Below are 18,338 nucleotides of genomic sequence, written 5' to 3' on the forward strand. Positions count from 1 at the left end.
GCAGATTTATACTGAAATATAGTCAATACATCCTTTACTTCCTAGATTTTACCATTCATGTAAGCGTTTGAACCGTTCATGTACAAAAACTAATTTACAACAAAGTATCATGTTACTTTTATGATAAGAAATTAATCACAAAGCTAAATGTACTATGATGAATATTTTTAATAAACTACTTTTTATATTTATCTCTATAGCAATTTATTCATGTAATATAGAGACTATAGAAGATTCCGATCTTACAGCCCCATCTATTATAGGTGTAACTCCAGAATTTGGAGCAACAGGTGTTTCTATTAATACTAATATAGTTATTGAATTTGATGAAAGAGTATCTTCAGCTACAATTGAAGAAGCATTACTATTAACCATAAATAATAGTAATTCATTTATAGGAGGCAATGTTTCTTATGGACAAAATACAGTTACTTTTACTCCTTCTGAACCTCTAGAATACGAAACAGAATATTCATTGAGAGTATCAGGTATATCAGATATTGAAGGAAATGTGATGAGTACGACAACACCAATTTTATTTACTACTGAAGTAGAACCTGATTTAATAGCTCCATTTGCAGTAGATTTTTCAATTTCACCATCTTCTATTGATGTACCTGTTAATTCAACAATTGAAGTAACTTTTTCAGAAGAATTAGATTTAAGTTCTCTTGAGAATAATGTATCATTTGTTCATGAAAGAACCTCAGATGAGGTGGCTATAGATATAGTTTTTCAAAACAATATATTAAAAGTGACACCTAGAAGTACGCTTTTCGGAAGTTCTTCATATACTTTAATAATTGAACCTAATGTTAGTGATTTGGCAGGGAATCAATTAGAAGATCAAGTTATTTTAAATTTTACAACTGAATTGATTCCAATTTCAATTGTTTCACATGTTCCATCAAATGAAGCAACTAATGTTGAAATTATTGATAAAGAAGCAATTATTACTTTTAACAAAGAAATTGATAGAGCTACTGTAAATGAAAATACATTTAAATTTCGAAGAGGAGCTAATTTGATTGAGGGAAGTTATTCCGTTGATGGAAAGGTGGTGACATTTACAGCAGATGAAGATTTAAGAGAAACTGAAACAGAGTATAATGTATATCTATCACAAGATGGGGTGAAAGATATCAATGGTAATGGATTAAGTGGAGATTATACTTTTACATTTAAAACTGTTCCTGTAAGTGAACATTATGTTTATTTTATAACTAATTATGATAGATTAAACCTTGGAGATAATAGATCATTAACTTCTAAAATAGAAGACCGAAATATATTTGTTTTATTTCCTGAAACTCAAAATCCACAAAAAAAATGGGTTTTCCATAAACAGGGAGATAGATATGCAATTTCTAACTTTTATCACGGAACAGATTATTATTTAGAAGCAACAGAACCTGGTGATGGAAATAGAATTACTCTGAATGAAAAAGTTCCTGATGGATCTTTCTGGGGTGGTCAACTTTGGACCTTGATCAAAGCACCAAATGATCCTATTTATTCATTAGGTACTGAAAATAATGGAGGAGACGCTTATTTGGATGGAAGTACTTTAGATACAGAATATGGAAGATTTGGAGAGTCAGATAGATATTGGTACTTAGTAAGAAGCCAAAAACTCTAAAATTATAAATTGTAATATTTTGGGAATAAATGTAATGTTTATTCCCTTTCTATTTTGTTAATTTTCATATGTTTAGAATTCTATTCCGTTATTTGATTTAATCTGTTGTTTAAGTTTTGAATTTATGTTATAATTCAGTTAAAAATACTGTTTGAAATATCTCATGAATCATATTTTTAAATTTCAAAAAATAAGTGAATATTTAATTCTGTATGAATTGCCTATTAATTAAATATTAATTTTAGTAAAATGGTAATAAAGTGGTGTTTTTATTGATATAATTGTAATGACTTGTATGTTTTTTCGCAGGTTAATCTATGGTAAAAAGATTGAATAACCTTGTTTAAATACATAATTTAGAAAAAACAAAACCTTTAACTTTGAAGTATCGTATTATAAAAAAGATTAGAAAATTATCAGACTTTAAATTTTATAGTACTTCGAGTTGAACTTGTGGTACAATTCTGATAATCTTTTTAATACGGTAAAAAAGTTTTATAACTTTATTACATCAAAGAAGAGACAAGTAAAAAAAGATATATAAATAATAATTCATTTCATTTCATACTAAGTTGGAGAGGTTATCATGATAATGGTAACCTCTTTTTATATCTTTATACTTTATTAGAATTAAATAGTTAGATAATGAAATATAAACTTCTTGTATTCGATATCGATGGAACACTAACAGACAGTGTTCATATTCATATATCTTCTTTTTTAAAGGTATTAAAACAGCTAGGTGTTGAAAGACAAGATTTTAATTTTAAAACCTTTAAACATCATACAGATTCATTTGTAGCAAAAGCTATCTATGAAAGTGAGTTAGATAAAAAGTTTACTGCTGATGTATTTGAAGTATTTAAATCTATGATCACTGAAGAAATTAAAAAGTCTACAATTCAAGAAATTAATGGTGTAAACAATCTGTTTCAATGGATTAATTCTCAGGAAAATATATTTGTATGTTTTGCTACTGGTTCAATACGTGAAGCCGCAATTTATAAGTTGAATCAAATCGGAATTGATTTCTTACCCAAACAACTAGTAACTTCTGATGAGTATTATAGTAGAGAGGAGATTGTAGGAAATGCAATCAAGCAAGCTGAACAATTATTTGGAGTGCAAAATTTTGATGAAATAATTGCAGTGGGAGATGGCCTTTGGGATTTGCTTACGGCTAAAAATTTAGAATTAGACTTTATTGGAGTAGGAAAAGATAATGAACAAATAATGAGAGATAATGGAATGGAAAATTTTGTATTAGATCTTCGGGAAATCTCAGAAATAATATAAATAAGAAGAGGTTGTTCAAAATAAATCGAACAACCTCTTCTTATTTATAGCGACAAACTGAATTACTTCAATTTGATTTTACGCATACGAATATTCTCAGGAGTAACCTCTACTAATTCGTCTTCTCTAATGTATTCCATACATTCTTCTAATGAGAATTGACGCTTAGGAGCAATCTTAGAATTGTCATCAGAACCTGCAGCACGCATGTTCGTTAATTTCTTACCCTTGATTACATTTACTCTTAAGTCCATTGGTCTGTTGAATTCACCAATTACTTGACCTTCGTAAATTTCCTCTGTTGGATCAACGAAGAATACACCTCTATCTTGTAACTTATCTAATGAGTAAGCGGTAGGTGTACCAGTTTGGTCAGAGATAATTGCACCGTTTGTTTTCGTAGACATTTCACCTTTGAAAGGAGCGTATTCTTTGAAACGGTGAGTCATGATTGCTTCACCTGCAGTGGCAGTTAAGATATTATTTCTTAAACCAATGATACCACGTGAAGGAATCTGGAATTCTAAGTGTTGCATGTCACCTTTAGGCTCCATGATTAATAACTCACCTTTACGTTGAGTTGCTAATTCGATAGCTTTACCAGAAACTTCCTCAGGAACATCAATAACTAATGTTTCAATTGGTTCGTGCTTCACGCCATCAATCTCTTTGTATAATACTTGAGGTTGACCTACTTGAAGTTCGTAACCTTCACGACGCATTGTTTCAATCAATACCGCTAAGTGAAGAATACCACGACCATAAACAATAAATCTATCTTCTGAATCTGTAGCTTCAATTCTTAAGGCTAAGTTCTTTTCAGTTTCTTTGTATAAACGATCACGTAAGTGACGAGAAGTTACAAATTTACCTTCTTTACCGAAGAAAGGAGAGTTGTTAATCATAAATAACATACTCATTGTAGGCTCTTCGATTGCCATACGTGGAAGTGGATCAGGATTTTCAACTGTTGTAACTGTATCTCCGATTTCGAAATCATCGATACCTACAATTGCACAAAGATCACCTGCATGTACTTCTTCAACTTTTTTACGGCCTAAACCTTCGAAAGTTTGAAGTTCTTTAATATGTACTTTTTTGATAGAACCGTCAGCTTTTGCTAAACCAACGAAAGTTCTTTCTTTTAAAGTACCTCTTGTTAAACGACCGATAGCGATACGTCCAACGAAGTTAGAGAAGTCTAAAGAAGTTATTTGTAACTGAGGATCTCCCTCTGGAGATGGAGCTTCAGGAACAAGGTCAATGATACCATCTAATAATGGAACGATAGAGTCTGTCTCATTTTTCCAGTCAGTACTCATCCAACCATTTTTAGAAGAACCATAGAATGTAGGGAATTCTAATTGCTCTTCCGTAGCATCTAAGTTGAAGAATAAATCAAACACTTGGTCATGCACTTCGTCAGGACGACAGTTTGGCTTATCAACTTTGTTGATTACTACGATTGGTTTTAAACCTAATGATAGGGCTTTACCTAAAACGAAACGAGTTTGAGGCATTGGACCTTCAAAGGCATCAACTAATAGTAATACACTATCAGCCATTTTTAATACACGTTCTACCTCACCACCAAAGTCGGCGTGACCAGGAGTATCAATGATGTTGACTTTTACTCCTTTGTATTCGATAGCAACGTTCTTAGAAAGGATCGTGATTCCTCTTTCACGTTCAAGGTCGTTGTTATCGAGAATCAACTCACCTGTCTCTTGGTTTTCGCGGAATAATTGTGCCGCGTGTAGCATTTTATCTACTAATGTGGTCTTGCCATGATCGACGTGGGCGATGATAGCGATATTACGGATACTACTCATGATAATTTTTTATGAACGTGCAAAGATAATAGAATGATTAAACTATTATAACTTTAATACCTTCTATTTAGAATCAATTGCTAATAATTTCTAATTAATTGTAATTCATACTCTTATACGTTTACAAATAATTAACAAGAAAAGTTTGCGAAATCGGTTTAGAACATTGATTTTTGTGTCATAATAACTGCTAACAACGACATTTATATAGTGTTAACAGCCTAAGTATTAACTGAGTAAATTTAATAACCTGATCGAAATTATGTCTAGCGAAGCTAAGTATTCTAAATTCCTAATGGGGATGTGTATCAACAGCGGGAAGTCTCTACAAGCGATTGCCAAAAGTTTTGGAATCAACACAAATAGAGAAGAGTTAAATAACCTTGTTTCTGATTTAGAAACTGATGGTTTTATTTCAAGAATTGAACGTTCTACAAAAGAAACATTTGCATACCTTTCACCTAAAGGAACAAAATATGCAATGACCTTAATCAATGGGAATGTGTAATTGCTCTTATTGATTTTGTAATATAAAATGCATCAGTATTTGAAAATGATACTGATGTATTTTTTTTGTCATTCGAAATATATTGGTGTTTTATTTAAATACTTTAAAAGTGTCCTATGTTAAGATAAATGATGTTAAGAACAACATCTTCCTATATTCTTGTGACGTAATAGTAAATAGAACACTTAACAAATACCTGTTAAACCTCAATTAAATAAATATTATGTCAAAACAAGCAAAAATTTCAAAACTGTTAGTGGGAATGCTCATTAATACGGGAGACTCATTAGGAGAAGTAGCAAGACATTTGGGTATATCTGTAACTGATGATGAATCACATGCTTATTTAAGTATTATGGAAACGGATGGACTAATTATCGAAAATGAATCACATAGTAAACACACATGTCCAGAACTGACACATAAAGGAATTAGTGAAGCTAAAATATTAATGGATTCGAATTCATTCTAGTCAATAAAAAAGATTAATGCTAGAAAATGGGCAGACCAAATTAGTGATTGGTCTGCCCATTTTATTTATTGAATAAAAGAAGAATTTCCTTCAGTATAAATTATTACTCCTTGATCATACTTTTGAGAGGATTGTATAAAATGCTCTGTAATTATTTCCCCTTTTTTATTTGTTATTTTACCTAACTGTTTGATCGTGAAAGTATATTTTCCATTTTCATGACTTCTTACTGTGTGGAAAATGATATTATTTAAGGGTTGTCCATCTAATCCTATCATTCTCCATTCTCCATCCTTTACTTTTTCAAAAACAATATCTTGTGTGACATCACCGGTTAAAGAGACCACTTTACGATGATTACCATATTTATTAAGGTAAATCTCTTTTTCTACTTTTGTAAATGACTTGGTGATTTCAGTATCATTAATTTTTCTTTTTAAAATCCACATTTCTCCATTTTTGACAAACGCGATTCCTGAATCATTGTATTCAGTAACTTCATCAAATTCCTTATCATAAAGTTTTACTCCATTTAAAGATAAATGTCTTTCGTAACCTATTCCCTTTACTATAATGTGATGTGCTGAAACTTTTTTAATAAATTCTCCTTTTGCTAAATGCCCTAAAACCTTACCTTCTTTATTTATTAAGGAATGATGATCAACAACAGCTATATTATTTTCAAAGGCAGAAACAGCAATATATTTTGTCGGAATAATTAACGTATTATTTGAGTCAATATATCCCCATTTTTTCTTTAATTCTACTGCTGCAAGACCATCATTAAATGATAAAGCATTATTATAAGTAGGCGGAATTACCCATTTTCCTTTCTTGTCAATAAAACCATATTTCCTGTCTTTTGCAGACTTTCCATTTTGTTGTGCTACAGCTAAACCGTTAGCAAAAGGTTTAATTTTCTTAAAGCTTAATTTTACAATTACTTTATGATTGTAATCAATGATTCCTTGAAGTTTAGATTTGCCTTTTTTAGAGACAATCGCATAATCATCACCAACGTAATGATAGATATAATCACTTTTTTGTTGTAATGAAGGGGTAATGATACTAGCCTCAACTTGCTCTTTGATCACATTTTTGGACCAAATACCATTATTATCTAATTGGTAATTAACAGTTGTATCTTGGATAAATTGAGCGAATTTATTGGATAAAGGTAATGCATTAGAATATTTGAAATCAACTAGCGTATCACCTTCTTGATTGATTAAACCCCAATTGTTCTCAGCGTTTGTACCTACAAATAAAGATGAATTAAAAGGAAATAAGCGAGTGTATACAAAAGTTGATTTCCTTTCACCCTTATAATTAATCAACCCATATTTTCCTTTTAATGCTGCAGTTGTAACACCATTGCTATCATTCCAAACCCTAGAAAATTGTGAGTTGATATCGTTAAATTCATAAGGAAGTACTTCATTTCCATTGGAATCCACAAAACTAACGAAGCCATCCTTGTCCATTACTTTAGCAACACCTTTATGTAAAGTCCATACAGATGTAAAATCTCCTGTACTTCTAAAATTAGCCTCCAAGACAATATCTCCTTGATAATTTACAAAACCTCTTAAGTTACCTTTAAGAATAATTGCTAAACCTTCACCTTTATTCCAAGCTTCATCAAAGCCTATGATTTCAGTGTAAATAGGAGGGATAATAACTTTTCCATTCTCTTTAACATACCCTTTATATTTGTAGCCAATGAGTGTTTTTCGATCAATTGGATCATATTCTGGACCTCTTTCAATCATTGCTATTCCATTTTTAAAAGCACTGATTTTAGGGACATTTATAGATGGTGGAAATGCCCATTTATTCGTTTTTAAATAGCGTCCCCATTTTCCATTGAGCTTTACATTTGCTCCCTTTTCATCCAGTTTAATTTCTTGATATTTAAAATCTAGAACAACTTTTCCCTGCGTATTTAGAATACCCCACTTACCTAAACTTCCAGAACCTTTTTTGACCCTAAACCATCCTTTTTCAGCAAGTGAAATACCATCATAAGTGATAGGGATAATTGCTTTTCCATTTTTATTGATCGCACCGTATAAACCATCATTTTTTACAATAGAAATACCTTCTTTGAAATCGGAAGCTAAAGTGTAGGTAGGAGGAATAGAAGTTTTAGCATTGATATCAATAAAACCATAACGGTTATCTTTTGTCTTAAAGTAAGCATTGCCTTCATAAAAATTGCCGAGATCTTGAATTCCATATTCTTTTCCATCAGCTTGAATCGTTCTTTTGATTGTCCCTTGTTTATCAATTAAACCATCCCAAAGAGTATCTACACTTATTCTAGCCCAATTACTTTCACCAAAATCTGCAAAAACAATATCTTTAAAATCTTGTTTGAATAATATTTTTCCTTTTTGATGATCTATCAGATAATAATTCAACACACCATCTCTTTCTTCTCTTCGAGCAATAGTAAGTTTTGTTTTCTCATTGTATTGAATATAAAAGAAATCTCTACCTTCTAATAATTCTTTACCATTTGGAGCGATTAAAAAATAATTACCCATTACTTCAATCCACTCTGGCGATGTGGGCTTACTTGCAACAAATCCTTTTTTGATGGCGTTGAGATAAAATTTCTTTTGAAAAACTTTGAAGTCCTCTATTTTATTGAAATCTTTTTTAGTCTTTAAGTTTCCTTTTTCATCAATTAATATAAAAGATACCAAAGGTGTATTTTCATAGGAAACTAATACTTGTTGATGGGCAATGTTTTGTATTGATTTATAATCAATTTCACCTTGTTGATTTCCTTCTAAGCTATAAAAGCCTTCTTTTGTTCCACTTTTTACAATGAATATTGGGTTTTCTTCGTTGTAAACCACTTCATCATATGCAGTTGGAATTAATTCATTTCCTTGCATATCAATTATCCCTACTTTTCCATTATTTGTAACTTTAAGGTAAGGTAAAATAGGAGAGATATGCTGATAATAATTATGTGAAATAGTTTGAGCACTTCCATCTACAATTGAAGCTCCATTTTCATCCCAGACCACAAAAAGATTAGCGTGTATAATCTCTACTCTGGAATATTTACAAGAAAGTATTTCCTTTCCATCTTTATCTAAAAGGCCGACTTTGAAATTTTGTCCAACCTTGAAAAGTTGATATTCTTTGATTGGAGTGATGAATTGATAATTATAACTTATTTCTTGCTCAGAATTAGGTTTTGATAATCCCCATTTTCCTTCTTTAGAAAGAGGGATAAGTGATTGAGCTGTAATCGTTAAGGGGATGAATAGTAAAAGAAAAAATAATATTCTCATTATAATAAAATAGGAACGTTTAATAATTTAGATAGTAGTCGAAAGTCATGCCAAAAAAAATGGAGATATTAAAAAAGTAACATCTCCATTTTTGTGTATTTGATAGAAATTTATTCTGCTATGACTTTAAAGTATTTTTTTACTTTTGCTACTTTTTCAAGCAACTCGTCTGTTTCATCAGCGATAATAGTAATATGTCCCATTTTTCGCTCAGGTTTTGTAAATTTCTTCTCATAAAGGTGAATATAAACACCAGGTATTTCTAAAATTTTATCAACTCCAACATACTTTGCTTCTCCTGTGTACCCTTTTTCACCAAGTACATTTACCATTGCAGATGGGCATCTACGACTAGTATCACCTAAAGGTAAATCAAGAATAGAACGAATATGTTGGTCAAATTGTGAAGTTACATTCCCTTCAATAGTTTGATGGCCACTATTATGCGTTCTAGGAGCGATTTCATTGACAATGACATTTCCTTCTTTGTCTACAAAGAACTCAATGGCTAATAGTCCAACATAATCTAGTTTTTCAAGAAGATCATAAGCGATAACTTTTGCTTTTTCTTCAATTTCAGCAGGAATATTAGCTGGAGAAAGAAGATAATCGACAAGGTTACTTTCATGATATACAATTTCTACTGCTGGAAAAGTAGAAATATCTCCACTCGGATTTCTTGCAGCAATGATTGAGATTTCTTTATCAATATCAACCATTTTCTCAAAAACTGAAGGAGCATCGAATCCTTTTTCGAAATCAGCTTCCGTTTTCATTACCTGTACACCACGACCATCATAGCCACCTTTTCCAATTTTCATTACAGCAGGAAGAAAATCCTTATGTTGTTCTAATTCATCTTTAGAATCAACAAGAATAAATGGAGAAGTTGGGATACCATTATCAAGATAAAATTGTTTTTGTACTCTCTTATCTTGAATCATCTGAATATGTTTAGGCTTTGGATATACAACAATCCCTTGTCTTTCAATATCGATGAGTGCCTGAGCATTTACATTTTCGATTTCAATGGTCACTACATCGACATCTTTTCCGAACTCTACGACAGTGAAATATTCATTAATTGAGCCTTCAACAAATTGGTGTGCCATTGCTCTACAGGGAGCGTTGGGATCAGGATCTAAGGTTTTGACTTGAATGTTTAAATTCATTGCCGATTGAATCATCATTCGTCCTAATTGACCACCTCCTAAAACACCTATCTTTTTCATGGTATAATTGAAATGAATAAAATACTATTATGATTAATAGTAAATATAGTTTGAGTAAAATTATGAGAAAAGGTATGCTTTCTAATAGAAAACATACCTTATATATTAAAGATCAAATCCGATATCTTTTCGGAAATATTTTTGATCAAATTGTACCGTTTCTGCAGCAGCAAATGATCTGTTTAATGCTTCTTGCATTGTATCTCCTTTTGCTGTCATTGCGATCACACGACCACCACTAGTCACTACATCTCCTAAATCATTGAAAGATGTACCTGCGTGAAATGGAAGTACATTTTCAATATTTTTAATTGCTGTAATTTCTTTTCCTTTTTCATAAGCTTCAGGATATCCTCCAGAAACTAACATTACAGTGGAAGCAAAGTGTGCATCAATTTCTAATGTAGCTTGATCAAGTTTTCCTTGAGCTGCTAAATCTAAAACTTCTAAAAGGTCACTTTTGATTCGAGGAATAACAACTTCGGTTTCAGGATCACCCATACGTGCATTGTACTCAATAACATAAGGTTTACCATCTACTTTAATTAAACCGAAGAAAATGAAACCTACATAATCAATACCATCTTTTGCTAATCCTTCAATTGTTGGCTTTACAATCGTTTTATCGATTTCAGCCATGAAGTTTGCATCAGCAAATGGAACAGGAGAAATTGCTCCCATACCACCAGTATTTAACCCAGTATCACCTTCACCAATTCTTTTGTAATCTTTGGCTTCAGGAAGAGTGACATAGTTTTTGCCATCTGTGATAACAAATACTGATAGCTCTATCCCGTCTAAGAATTGTTCAACAAGAACAGATTTACTAGCTTCACCAAATTGTCCGCTTAGCATTTCCTTAAGACTGTTTTTAGCCTCTTCAATTGAATCAATGATTAAAACACCTTTACCGGCAGCAAGCCCGTCTGCTTTAAGAACATATGGAGGTTTTTGCATTTCTAAAAATGCATAACCACTCTCAAGTGTATCCAATGTAAAAGTTTTTGATGCACCTGCAGGGATATTGTGACGTACCATGAACTTTTTAGAATAGTCTTTACTACCTTCTAATAAAGCGCCTGCTTTTTTGGGACCAATTACTTTTACGTGAGAAAGGTTTTCATTCTCTGCGAAGAAATCCGCTACTCCTTCTACAAGTGGTGCTTCAGGACCGACGATTAACATGTCGATACCTTCTTCTTGAACGAACTGTCCAAGTTTTGGAAAATCAGTAACATTAATACTGATGTTTTGTGCAACTTCTGCAGTTCCAGCATTACCCGGAGCGGCATAGAGCTTTGTTAGCTTATCGCTTTGGGAGATTTTCCACGCTAGCGTGTGTTCTCTTCCCCCAGAACCAAGAATGAGTACTTTCATTTCTGTAAATCTCGAAGTTTTGGTATTCTATATTAGTCGAAAAAAAATATAATGCGAATATGCTAAAAAAAATACCCTATACCATACTATTTACATTGTTTTTCAATGGTTTGATGATTTGGAACAATTAAATTTATTTTTAAAATTAGATTGAAATGCTAACTAAACTTAAAGATTAATGAAAGCAACACTATTAAGAAAGACTTATTCTACGCATCAAACTCTTGGTACTTTAACAATTGTAGATCAAAATAATAAGATTGTTTTTACTTGCGATACTTTAGAATTACCATGGAAAGACAATCAAAATCAGATATCCTGTATTCCAGAAGGAAATTATAAAGCTGTTTTTAGAGATTTTGGAAGATATGCAAATCGCTCCTTTCATATTCAAACATTAGACGGAAAGGAAGTACCAGATAGAACAGCAATTTTAATTCATTCTGGAAACTTTTACACAGATACAAGAGGTTGTATATTAGTAGGAAATGGTTACGGAGATTTAAGTTATAAAGATAAAGTACAAGATGGAATACTTGACTTGTTGAATTCAAAACTAACAATGGATAAGTTACTTAGTTTAGGAAATGCTTTTTCTATTGAGGTGAAAGGAAAAGCAGAAATAAATGTTGAAAACGAGCATATAAGTATAAATGAAATTTTCTCGCCCTTAAAAATTGGTGATTTAGCAAAAGTAAGAGTTTCATCAAAATTAAATTTAAGATCATCTCCAAGTACAGATGCAGAAATCGTAAAACAGTTAAATAATGATCAAAAATTAATTGTTAAAGATCAATTGGATGAATGGACTGAAGTAATTGAGTTGATAGCAGAAGGTTGGGTAGCTTCTCAATATGTTATTAAAGAGGATGCTAACTTCTTCGTAAAAACACAGTCAGGTAATTTGAACATACGCTTTTCACCTTCTATAAATGCTAAAAAGGTTATTCCAAGTGGATTGAAAAATAAAACAAAACTCATTTTGATGGAATCAAAGGAAAATTGGATGAAAGTAAGAGCAATTGGAGCATCAGGGTACGTCTATCAAGAATACCTTCAAAAGTAGTATTCATTAGGATTGAAATTGAATTATTTTAATAAATGTAAATAAGTTTAAATGAAAATTTGGTTAAGTGTAAAAAATATACTTGTTTAGAGATGTGTTCATAAAGAACAAAGAAATAAAATAAATAAAGCGTAAGCTTTTATAAAATATTCGATTAGTTGGAAGTTTGTTTGTTAGTTTAGTTTTAGTGAAAAGAATCTGTAAAATTTGCAGATTCTTTTTTTATTTAAGTGTTAAACTTACAATTTAATTTTGATGCTAATTTATTTTTTATAATATTGTCCATTATCCTTAACAACTGTTTGAAATTTTTACCTAACTATCTTAATATATGACTGTACACTCTACAATTTCTTATTATCAAAATTCTATTATTTCCAAATCTTCAATTGTTTTAAATTACTCTTTGTCAACACCAAAAAAAGAAATTACTCACACAGAAATTACCTTAACTGAATTGAAATCAATGCTTTATGAAAGATTTCTGTTCTTAAGAAAAACAAAAAAAGAAGTGTCATTTAAGGAATGTATAGAAGATTTATCTAAAGATATCCCTTTAGATGTTCTTAGAAAGGTTAAACTAGTTTAGCTTTTCATGAAAGTACCAATGTTAAATTGGTACTTTTTTTTACACAATATTTATATGCCTTATTTATTTATTCCAAAATGAACTATTTCTATCAAAAGAAAAAAGTTCCTTAGACTTTAAAAAAAAACATTTCAAAATATAATGATATAAAGTAAATCATATAACTATTCTAATAAAATGTATTTAATAGGGGGGTGTATATTGTACATTTGAAATATTTACAATTATTTAGAGTTATCAAATAAAGGCACAGAGCCTCTGAATAATATAATTATCCTTTCATTTAACTTTTAGAAAATATGACGGTTTTACATAAAATATCATTAGAAGGTGAATTGAAATATTCCGATATCAATTTCCCAGTATTCTTAAAAGTTACATCGAAAAATAACCTGTTAAGATATGATGTTGAAGTGAATGGAGAGGTTATTTCAGAAAGTGAAAGGCTTGTTTTGTTGAATATGGGGATTAATCAATATGCTGAAACAAGGATTTATGAAACATTCTTGAATTTTAGAGGATTAGATATTCAACCAACAATGGATGACTACTATAATGAGTTGTCCAAAGAGTTATCTTTTGAGTTAATCAAAAGTAAACTGGATGAATTTGAATTAATAACTGATGATGTAGAGTTAAGAAATGCATCTTAGTTTAAAGATATTATAACCCAAAAAATAGCTTATTGCTACTTAAAAATTAGTTGGAAGTTTGTTTGTTAGTTGAAAAAGAATCTATAACATTTATAGATTCTTTTTTTTGTATTCCACTTTTTTTAAATGAAAAATTAAAATTCTTAAAATTGTACTTTTTTATAACAAAAAATACAATTGTAAAACATTTTGTGAGTAAATGCTCACTATTAGTTAATGTTATTTAACATTGTATCTAATGTAGATCTTAAATAGATTTAATTGAAGAAAGTATTGGATTATTTCAATGATCGTGTATCTTTTACTCTTATTTTTTTGTTGATAATTTCATATTTTCCTTGATTGCATACGTGGATTTAAGATATCTACCAAAAACATTATATCGCTGACAAAAAATAGTAACCTAGATGATTATCAAATTTAACTTCAATTACTCTAAGATCACTTCAGATCAAAAAGATATCAAAGGAACATTAAAGATAACACGTTCAAAAGAATTGGTGAACCCAGTATATGACGTGATTTTATGTGATGATGAAATTGATGTTGATAAAGCAACATTATTTGATTATGCTTTAGAGCAATATGTAGAGTTGCGTATTTTTGAATTATTCAGCAATTCAAGAAGTCAAGAAGAACTTCTAACCAAAAAAGATTACAAAGAGATTATTAGTCAAGAAGCACCGGTACATATGATTGAAAGAGTATTGGATAATATGACTTCAGTGTTATGCGAGGTACGTCAAGCTTCTTAATTAACTCTCATAAAAATATTTATTAGTTGAAAGTTTGTTTGTTAGTTTAGTTTAAAGGAAAGAGTTTTCGATCTTCGGGAACTCTTTTTTTATAGTCTAATAAATAAAAAGATATAAATTTGTAAGCTTATGCATAAACTTGCATAGAAGTTGCATAGTGTTTTATGCTATTCCAAACGTATTGAATTATTAAAATAGATGCCTCTAAAATTTTTTCATAGATTGATAATCATTCCATTTTTGCTGTTTTTTTCGCAAAAAGGCATGGCACAATACGCGATTTGGAAAGCGGGTGTAGGTTTGCAATCAGAAAATATATTTTCTAGCAAATGGAAAGAAAATATTACTGCACCAGGTGTTAATGGCGAATTTAATTCACCTAATCTAAATTGGGGTTGGGGTTGGAATATCTCCTCTGACTATTTAGTAATGGATGGTTTAGCAGTTGGATTACGTTACGGTCAAACATATTATAGTGGATCTGCTGATAATTCTACTTTCACAGCTGAAGCAAACGCTCGTTTTAATGACATATCGATATATGGAGATTTCTACCTGTTGAAATTTTTTAGAAACTATTTCTTGCCACATGTTCAAGAAAGTTTTTATGTGAGAGTAGCACCAACTTATCATACGAGTAGCTTAACATATACCGATACTTCAGCGGTAAATATGGAAGTTAAAGAGACAACTTCTGGTTTTGGATTAAATTTAGGTGTTGGCTATACCCAATATGTGACGGATAAAATTAGTATTTCAGGAATGCTCAATTCACACTTTAGTGGTAGTAGTGGATCGTATGAAAATAGTAATGGTGAAACAGTTAGTAATTCTTATTTTATGACTCGTTTGTCTGCAGAAGTAAAAGTTGCTTATACTATAAAACAGAAAAAACAATTATGTCCTATTAAAACATGTAGTGTACAACAAGAACATACGCATGCTGTATTAGGTGGTGCAGTCGTTAGAGGAAATTCCTATAAGTACAGACAAAACCAAAAATACGGCGATGTACATAGAGGACAAGTTGAAAAGTCTAAACGTAAAAAGACAAAATCAGAGAGACAACAGCAAAAACTTCAACGTAAAGAAAAAAGAAACCGCAAGAGACTCCGCATTATAGGGGCAGGACATTAATTTTTTAAACTTTTTAGTATATATATTCTACTAAGAATTGTACCTTTGTATGTTTTATTAGGAACCTTAGTTCATTTCGTTATAATATTAGATGGTTTCAATCATTCTATTTAGGATATATTAAACACATTCATGACAATACACAAGGAAGGACATTCTTTATTAATTTCATTATTAATAATTTTAGTTGTCCTAAATGCGCCACTTTATTACTTCATGCCTGATGCAACTATTGCACAGGGAGTAGTTACGACTGTAAGTGTTATTTTTTACTTACTAATATTACAGTTTTTTAGAAATCCTAAACGTACAATTCCTCAAGGGGAAAATTTAGTTATAGCACCGGCAGATGGGAAAGTTGTTGTGATTGAAGAAACAGAAGAAAATGAATACTTTAATGATAAAAGGATTCAAATTTCAATATTTATGTCACCTGTAAATGTTCACTTAAGCAGAAATCCTATTACAGGTATTATTAAATATTTTAAATACCATCCAGGTAAATTTTTAGTAGCTTGGCATCCTAAGTCAAGTACTGAGAATGAAAGAACAACTGTAGTGACAGAAAGCCCAAATGGTGTTCAAGTACTTTATCGTCAAATTGCAGGAGCTTTAGCTAGAAGAATTAGATGGTATATCAATGAAGGAGAATCTGTAAAGCAAGGAGAAGAATACGGATTTATTAAATTTGGTTCAAGAATTGATGTTTTTTTACCTGTTGGTACAAAAATCAATGTGGAGTTAGAACAGAAAACTAGAGGTGGTGAAACTATCATCGCAGAATTACCTCAGTAAGATATATCTTATACCAAAAGAGCCCTTTCCGAAAAGAAAGGGCTCTTTTTTATACTTCAAATTTTAATCCATCATAAGCTAAAAAAACATTTTCAGGAACCTCTTTTTCAACATCTTTATGTAAGCCTAGTCGATGGCTTATATGAGTCAAGTAAGCTTTTTTAGGTTTTAATTTATTGATTAAATCTAAAGCCTCTTGAAGTGTGAAATGAGATTGGTGAGGTGTTTTTTGTAAAGCATTAATTACTAAAACATCTAAGTTGTAGAGCTTTTCTAGTTGATCATCATCTATTTTATTGGCATCAGTGATATAGCAGAATTTATTAATCCTAAAACCCATTACAGCGAGATCTTTGTGCCATACATGTACTGGAACAATAGTAGTGTCTCCAATTTTGAAATTTTCATCTTTAGTAATAGGATGTAATTCAACTGAAGGAACTCCAGGGTATTTATTTTCAACAAAAATATAACTAAACTCCTGTTTTAATTGATTAAAAACGGCTTCTGTACCATATAGATTAATAGGAATCATGTTATTCAGAAAGTAAAACCCTCTAATGTCATCCATTCCTGCAGTATGATCTTTATGTTGATGCGTAAATACTAAAGCATCTAGTTGAGTAATTCCTTCTCGAAGGACTTGTTGTCTAAAATCTGGTCCAGAGTCAATGATGATACTTTTGTGGTCATCAGTTTCAATGTGGATCGAGGATCTTAATCTTTTATTTCTAAAATCTATAGATCGACAAACATCACAATTGCAGCCTATAATTGGAACTCCTTGAGAAGTACCTGTGCCAAGAAAAGTGATTTTCATAATTTCTATATTAAAGACTAAAACCTTCTTGTGTGACTATATTATAAAGTTCTAGATTTTTTTCTGTTAAACCCGATGTGTCAATATCAATTTCGTTTAATATATCAATCATCGATTGGATTTTTCCTTCTTGGCTGTAATATTTATTGATAATTGCAACCTTAGCATTTTTGATCAAGCAATACCCAGATTTAAAACTACCTTTTTCATATCGAAGGTTATAATCTGTTTCAGCGAATAAATCTTCTAGTTTAGTTTGTAAGCCTTTGGTAGGCTTAAGTTTCGAATTTGACATAAAAAAACTGAATAAATTACTTTTGCAATGTAACTTATTCAGTTGATAACTTTACTCTTCAAGAAGTAAAAATTAGTTATTCGTTACTTTGTTGACAACATTTACCAAATTATCAAAATTCAAAGGCTTCGGTAAATACTCATTAATTCCTACTGCTTTAAAATCATCCATACTGTAATTTTTAGCATTTCCTGTAATAGCAACAATTGGAACATTATTTTTAGTTGAATCATCTAACGCTCTAATTTTTTGAGCACATTCCATTCCATCCATGACAGGCATGTTAATATCTAATAAAATAGCATCATAATGGTCTTTGTTAAGTTTATCTAAAACCTGTTGACCATTTTTTACAGAAATGATTTCGTAATTTTGGAATTGTAAGACCTTTCTAGTGATATTTTGGATTACGGAGCTGTCCTCGGCTACAAGTATTTTTTTTCCCATTTGTAAATTATAGTTTCAGATTAATGTCAAATTATAGACATTTATGAGTTAGAAAAATTATTGAATTTCCAAGTGGATATAATATTAAATTTGAAGTATCTAAATAGAATTTAG

At 30.7% G+C, this 18,338-nt stretch carries 16 protein-coding genes; 9 read left to right on the top strand and 7 right to left on the bottom strand.

The features are described 5' to 3' along the window. Nucleotides 1-154 precede the first annotated feature (154 nt). Together ACXAHM_RS10190 and ACXAHM_RS10195 are read left to right on the top strand one after the other, a co-directional pair. Nucleotides 155-1,639, top strand: coding sequence for an Ig-like domain-containing domain (locus ACXAHM_RS10190; RefSeq protein WP_474960334.1), 1,485 nt, complete (start codon nucleotides 155-157; stop codon nucleotides 1,637-1,639). A 645-nt stretch (nucleotides 1,640-2,284) separates the two neighbouring features. Beyond that, on the top strand, nucleotides 2,285-2,935 hold the full coding sequence (locus ACXAHM_RS10195; protein ID WP_474960335.1) for an HAD family hydrolase: 651 nt from the start codon (nucleotides 2,285-2,287) through the stop codon (nucleotides 2,933-2,935). A 62-nt stretch (nucleotides 2,936-2,997) separates the two neighbouring features. Here the strand turns inward: ACXAHM_RS10195 and typA are convergent, their stop codons facing one another. Further along, nucleotides 2,998-4,767 (bottom strand): translational GTPase TypA, encoded by a 1,770-nt coding sequence (gene typA, locus ACXAHM_RS10200; RefSeq protein ID WP_474960336.1) that lies wholly within the window; start codon nucleotides 4,765-4,767, stop codon nucleotides 2,998-3,000. 262 nt (nucleotides 4,768-5,029) lie between these two features. Here typA and ACXAHM_RS10205 point away from each other — a divergent pair, with 262 nt between their 5' ends. Further along, the gene (locus ACXAHM_RS10205) at nucleotides 5,030-5,275 is read left to right on the top strand and encodes a hypothetical protein (protein WP_474960337.1); all 246 of its coding nucleotides are present in this window, start codon (nucleotides 5,030-5,032) and stop codon (nucleotides 5,273-5,275) included. Nucleotides 5,276-5,498: 223 nt separating this feature from the next. Then, a complete protein-coding gene (locus ACXAHM_RS10210) occupies nucleotides 5,499-5,747 on the top strand; it encodes a hypothetical protein (RefSeq protein ID WP_474960338.1) in 249 nt (82 codons plus the stop codon). A 65-nt stretch (nucleotides 5,748-5,812) separates the two neighbouring features. Here ACXAHM_RS10210 and ACXAHM_RS10215 read toward each other — a convergent pair whose 3' ends face one another. The 3 genes from ACXAHM_RS10215 to purD all read right to left on the bottom strand — a co-directional run bounded on the left by ACXAHM_RS10215 (nucleotide 5,813) and on the right by purD (nucleotide 11,667). After that, complete coding sequence (locus ACXAHM_RS10215) at nucleotides 5,813-9,058, bottom strand: WG repeat-containing protein (protein WP_474960339.1); 3,246 nt, start codon at nucleotides 9,056-9,058, stop codon at nucleotides 5,813-5,815. A 110-nt stretch (nucleotides 9,059-9,168) separates the two neighbouring features. Beyond that, nucleotides 9,169-10,290 (bottom strand): 5-(carboxyamino)imidazole ribonucleotide synthase, encoded by a 1,122-nt coding sequence (locus ACXAHM_RS10220; protein WP_474960340.1) that lies wholly within the window; start codon nucleotides 10,288-10,290, stop codon nucleotides 9,169-9,171. Nucleotides 10,291-10,395: 105 nt separating this feature from the next. Next, the gene (purD, locus tag ACXAHM_RS10225) at nucleotides 10,396-11,667 is read right to left on the bottom strand and encodes a phosphoribosylamine--glycine ligase (RefSeq protein ID WP_474960341.1); all 1,272 of its coding nucleotides are present in this window, start codon (nucleotides 11,665-11,667) and stop codon (nucleotides 10,396-10,398) included. Between the two features lie 178 nt (nucleotides 11,668-11,845). On the opposite strand from purD, the gene ACXAHM_RS10230 reads away from it, so the two are divergent. The 5 genes from ACXAHM_RS10230 (at nucleotide 11,846) to ACXAHM_RS10250 (ending at nucleotide 16,662) form a co-directional block, all read left to right on the top strand. Continuing rightward, nucleotides 11,846-12,733 (top strand): DUF5675 family protein, encoded by an 888-nt coding sequence (locus tag ACXAHM_RS10230; RefSeq protein ID WP_474960342.1) that lies wholly within the window; start codon nucleotides 11,846-11,848, stop codon nucleotides 12,731-12,733. An 888-nt stretch (nucleotides 12,734-13,621) separates the two neighbouring features. Next, complete coding sequence (locus ACXAHM_RS10235; RefSeq protein ID WP_474960343.1) at nucleotides 13,622-13,975, top strand: hypothetical protein; 354 nt, start codon at nucleotides 13,622-13,624, stop codon at nucleotides 13,973-13,975. Nucleotides 13,976-14,382: 407 nt separating this feature from the next. Continuing rightward, nucleotides 14,383-14,730 (top strand): hypothetical protein, encoded by a 348-nt coding sequence (locus tag ACXAHM_RS10240; RefSeq protein WP_474960344.1) that lies wholly within the window; start codon nucleotides 14,383-14,385, stop codon nucleotides 14,728-14,730. 264 nt (nucleotides 14,731-14,994) lie between these two features. Continuing rightward, a complete protein-coding gene (locus ACXAHM_RS10245) occupies nucleotides 14,995-15,867 on the top strand; it encodes a hypothetical protein (protein ID WP_474960345.1) in 873 nt (290 codons plus the stop codon). 132 nt (nucleotides 15,868-15,999) lie between these two features. After that, complete coding sequence (locus tag ACXAHM_RS10250) at nucleotides 16,000-16,662, top strand: phosphatidylserine decarboxylase family protein (RefSeq protein ID WP_474960346.1); 663 nt, start codon at nucleotides 16,000-16,002, stop codon at nucleotides 16,660-16,662. A 49-nt stretch (nucleotides 16,663-16,711) separates the two neighbouring features. Here ACXAHM_RS10250 and ACXAHM_RS10255 read toward each other — a convergent pair whose 3' ends face one another. From ACXAHM_RS10255 to ACXAHM_RS10265, 3 genes are all read right to left on the bottom strand, one after another. After that, nucleotides 16,712-17,482: an MBL fold metallo-hydrolase gene (locus tag ACXAHM_RS10255; protein ID WP_474960347.1), complete on the bottom strand. Its 771-nt coding sequence runs from the start codon at nucleotides 17,480-17,482 to the stop codon at nucleotides 16,712-16,714. 10 nt (nucleotides 17,483-17,492) lie between these two features. Beyond that, nucleotides 17,493-17,777, bottom strand: a complete 285-nt coding sequence (locus ACXAHM_RS10260; protein WP_474960348.1) for a hypothetical protein — start codon at nucleotides 17,775-17,777, stop codon at nucleotides 17,493-17,495. Nucleotides 17,778-17,849: 72 nt separating this feature from the next. After that, nucleotides 17,850-18,224, bottom strand: coding sequence for a response regulator (locus ACXAHM_RS10265; protein WP_474960349.1), 375 nt, complete (start codon nucleotides 18,222-18,224; stop codon nucleotides 17,850-17,852). Between the last annotated feature and the right edge of the window lie 114 nt (nucleotides 18,225-18,338).

It is taken from the genome of Flammeovirga sp. AWQ4_249, from assembly GCF_056161045.1.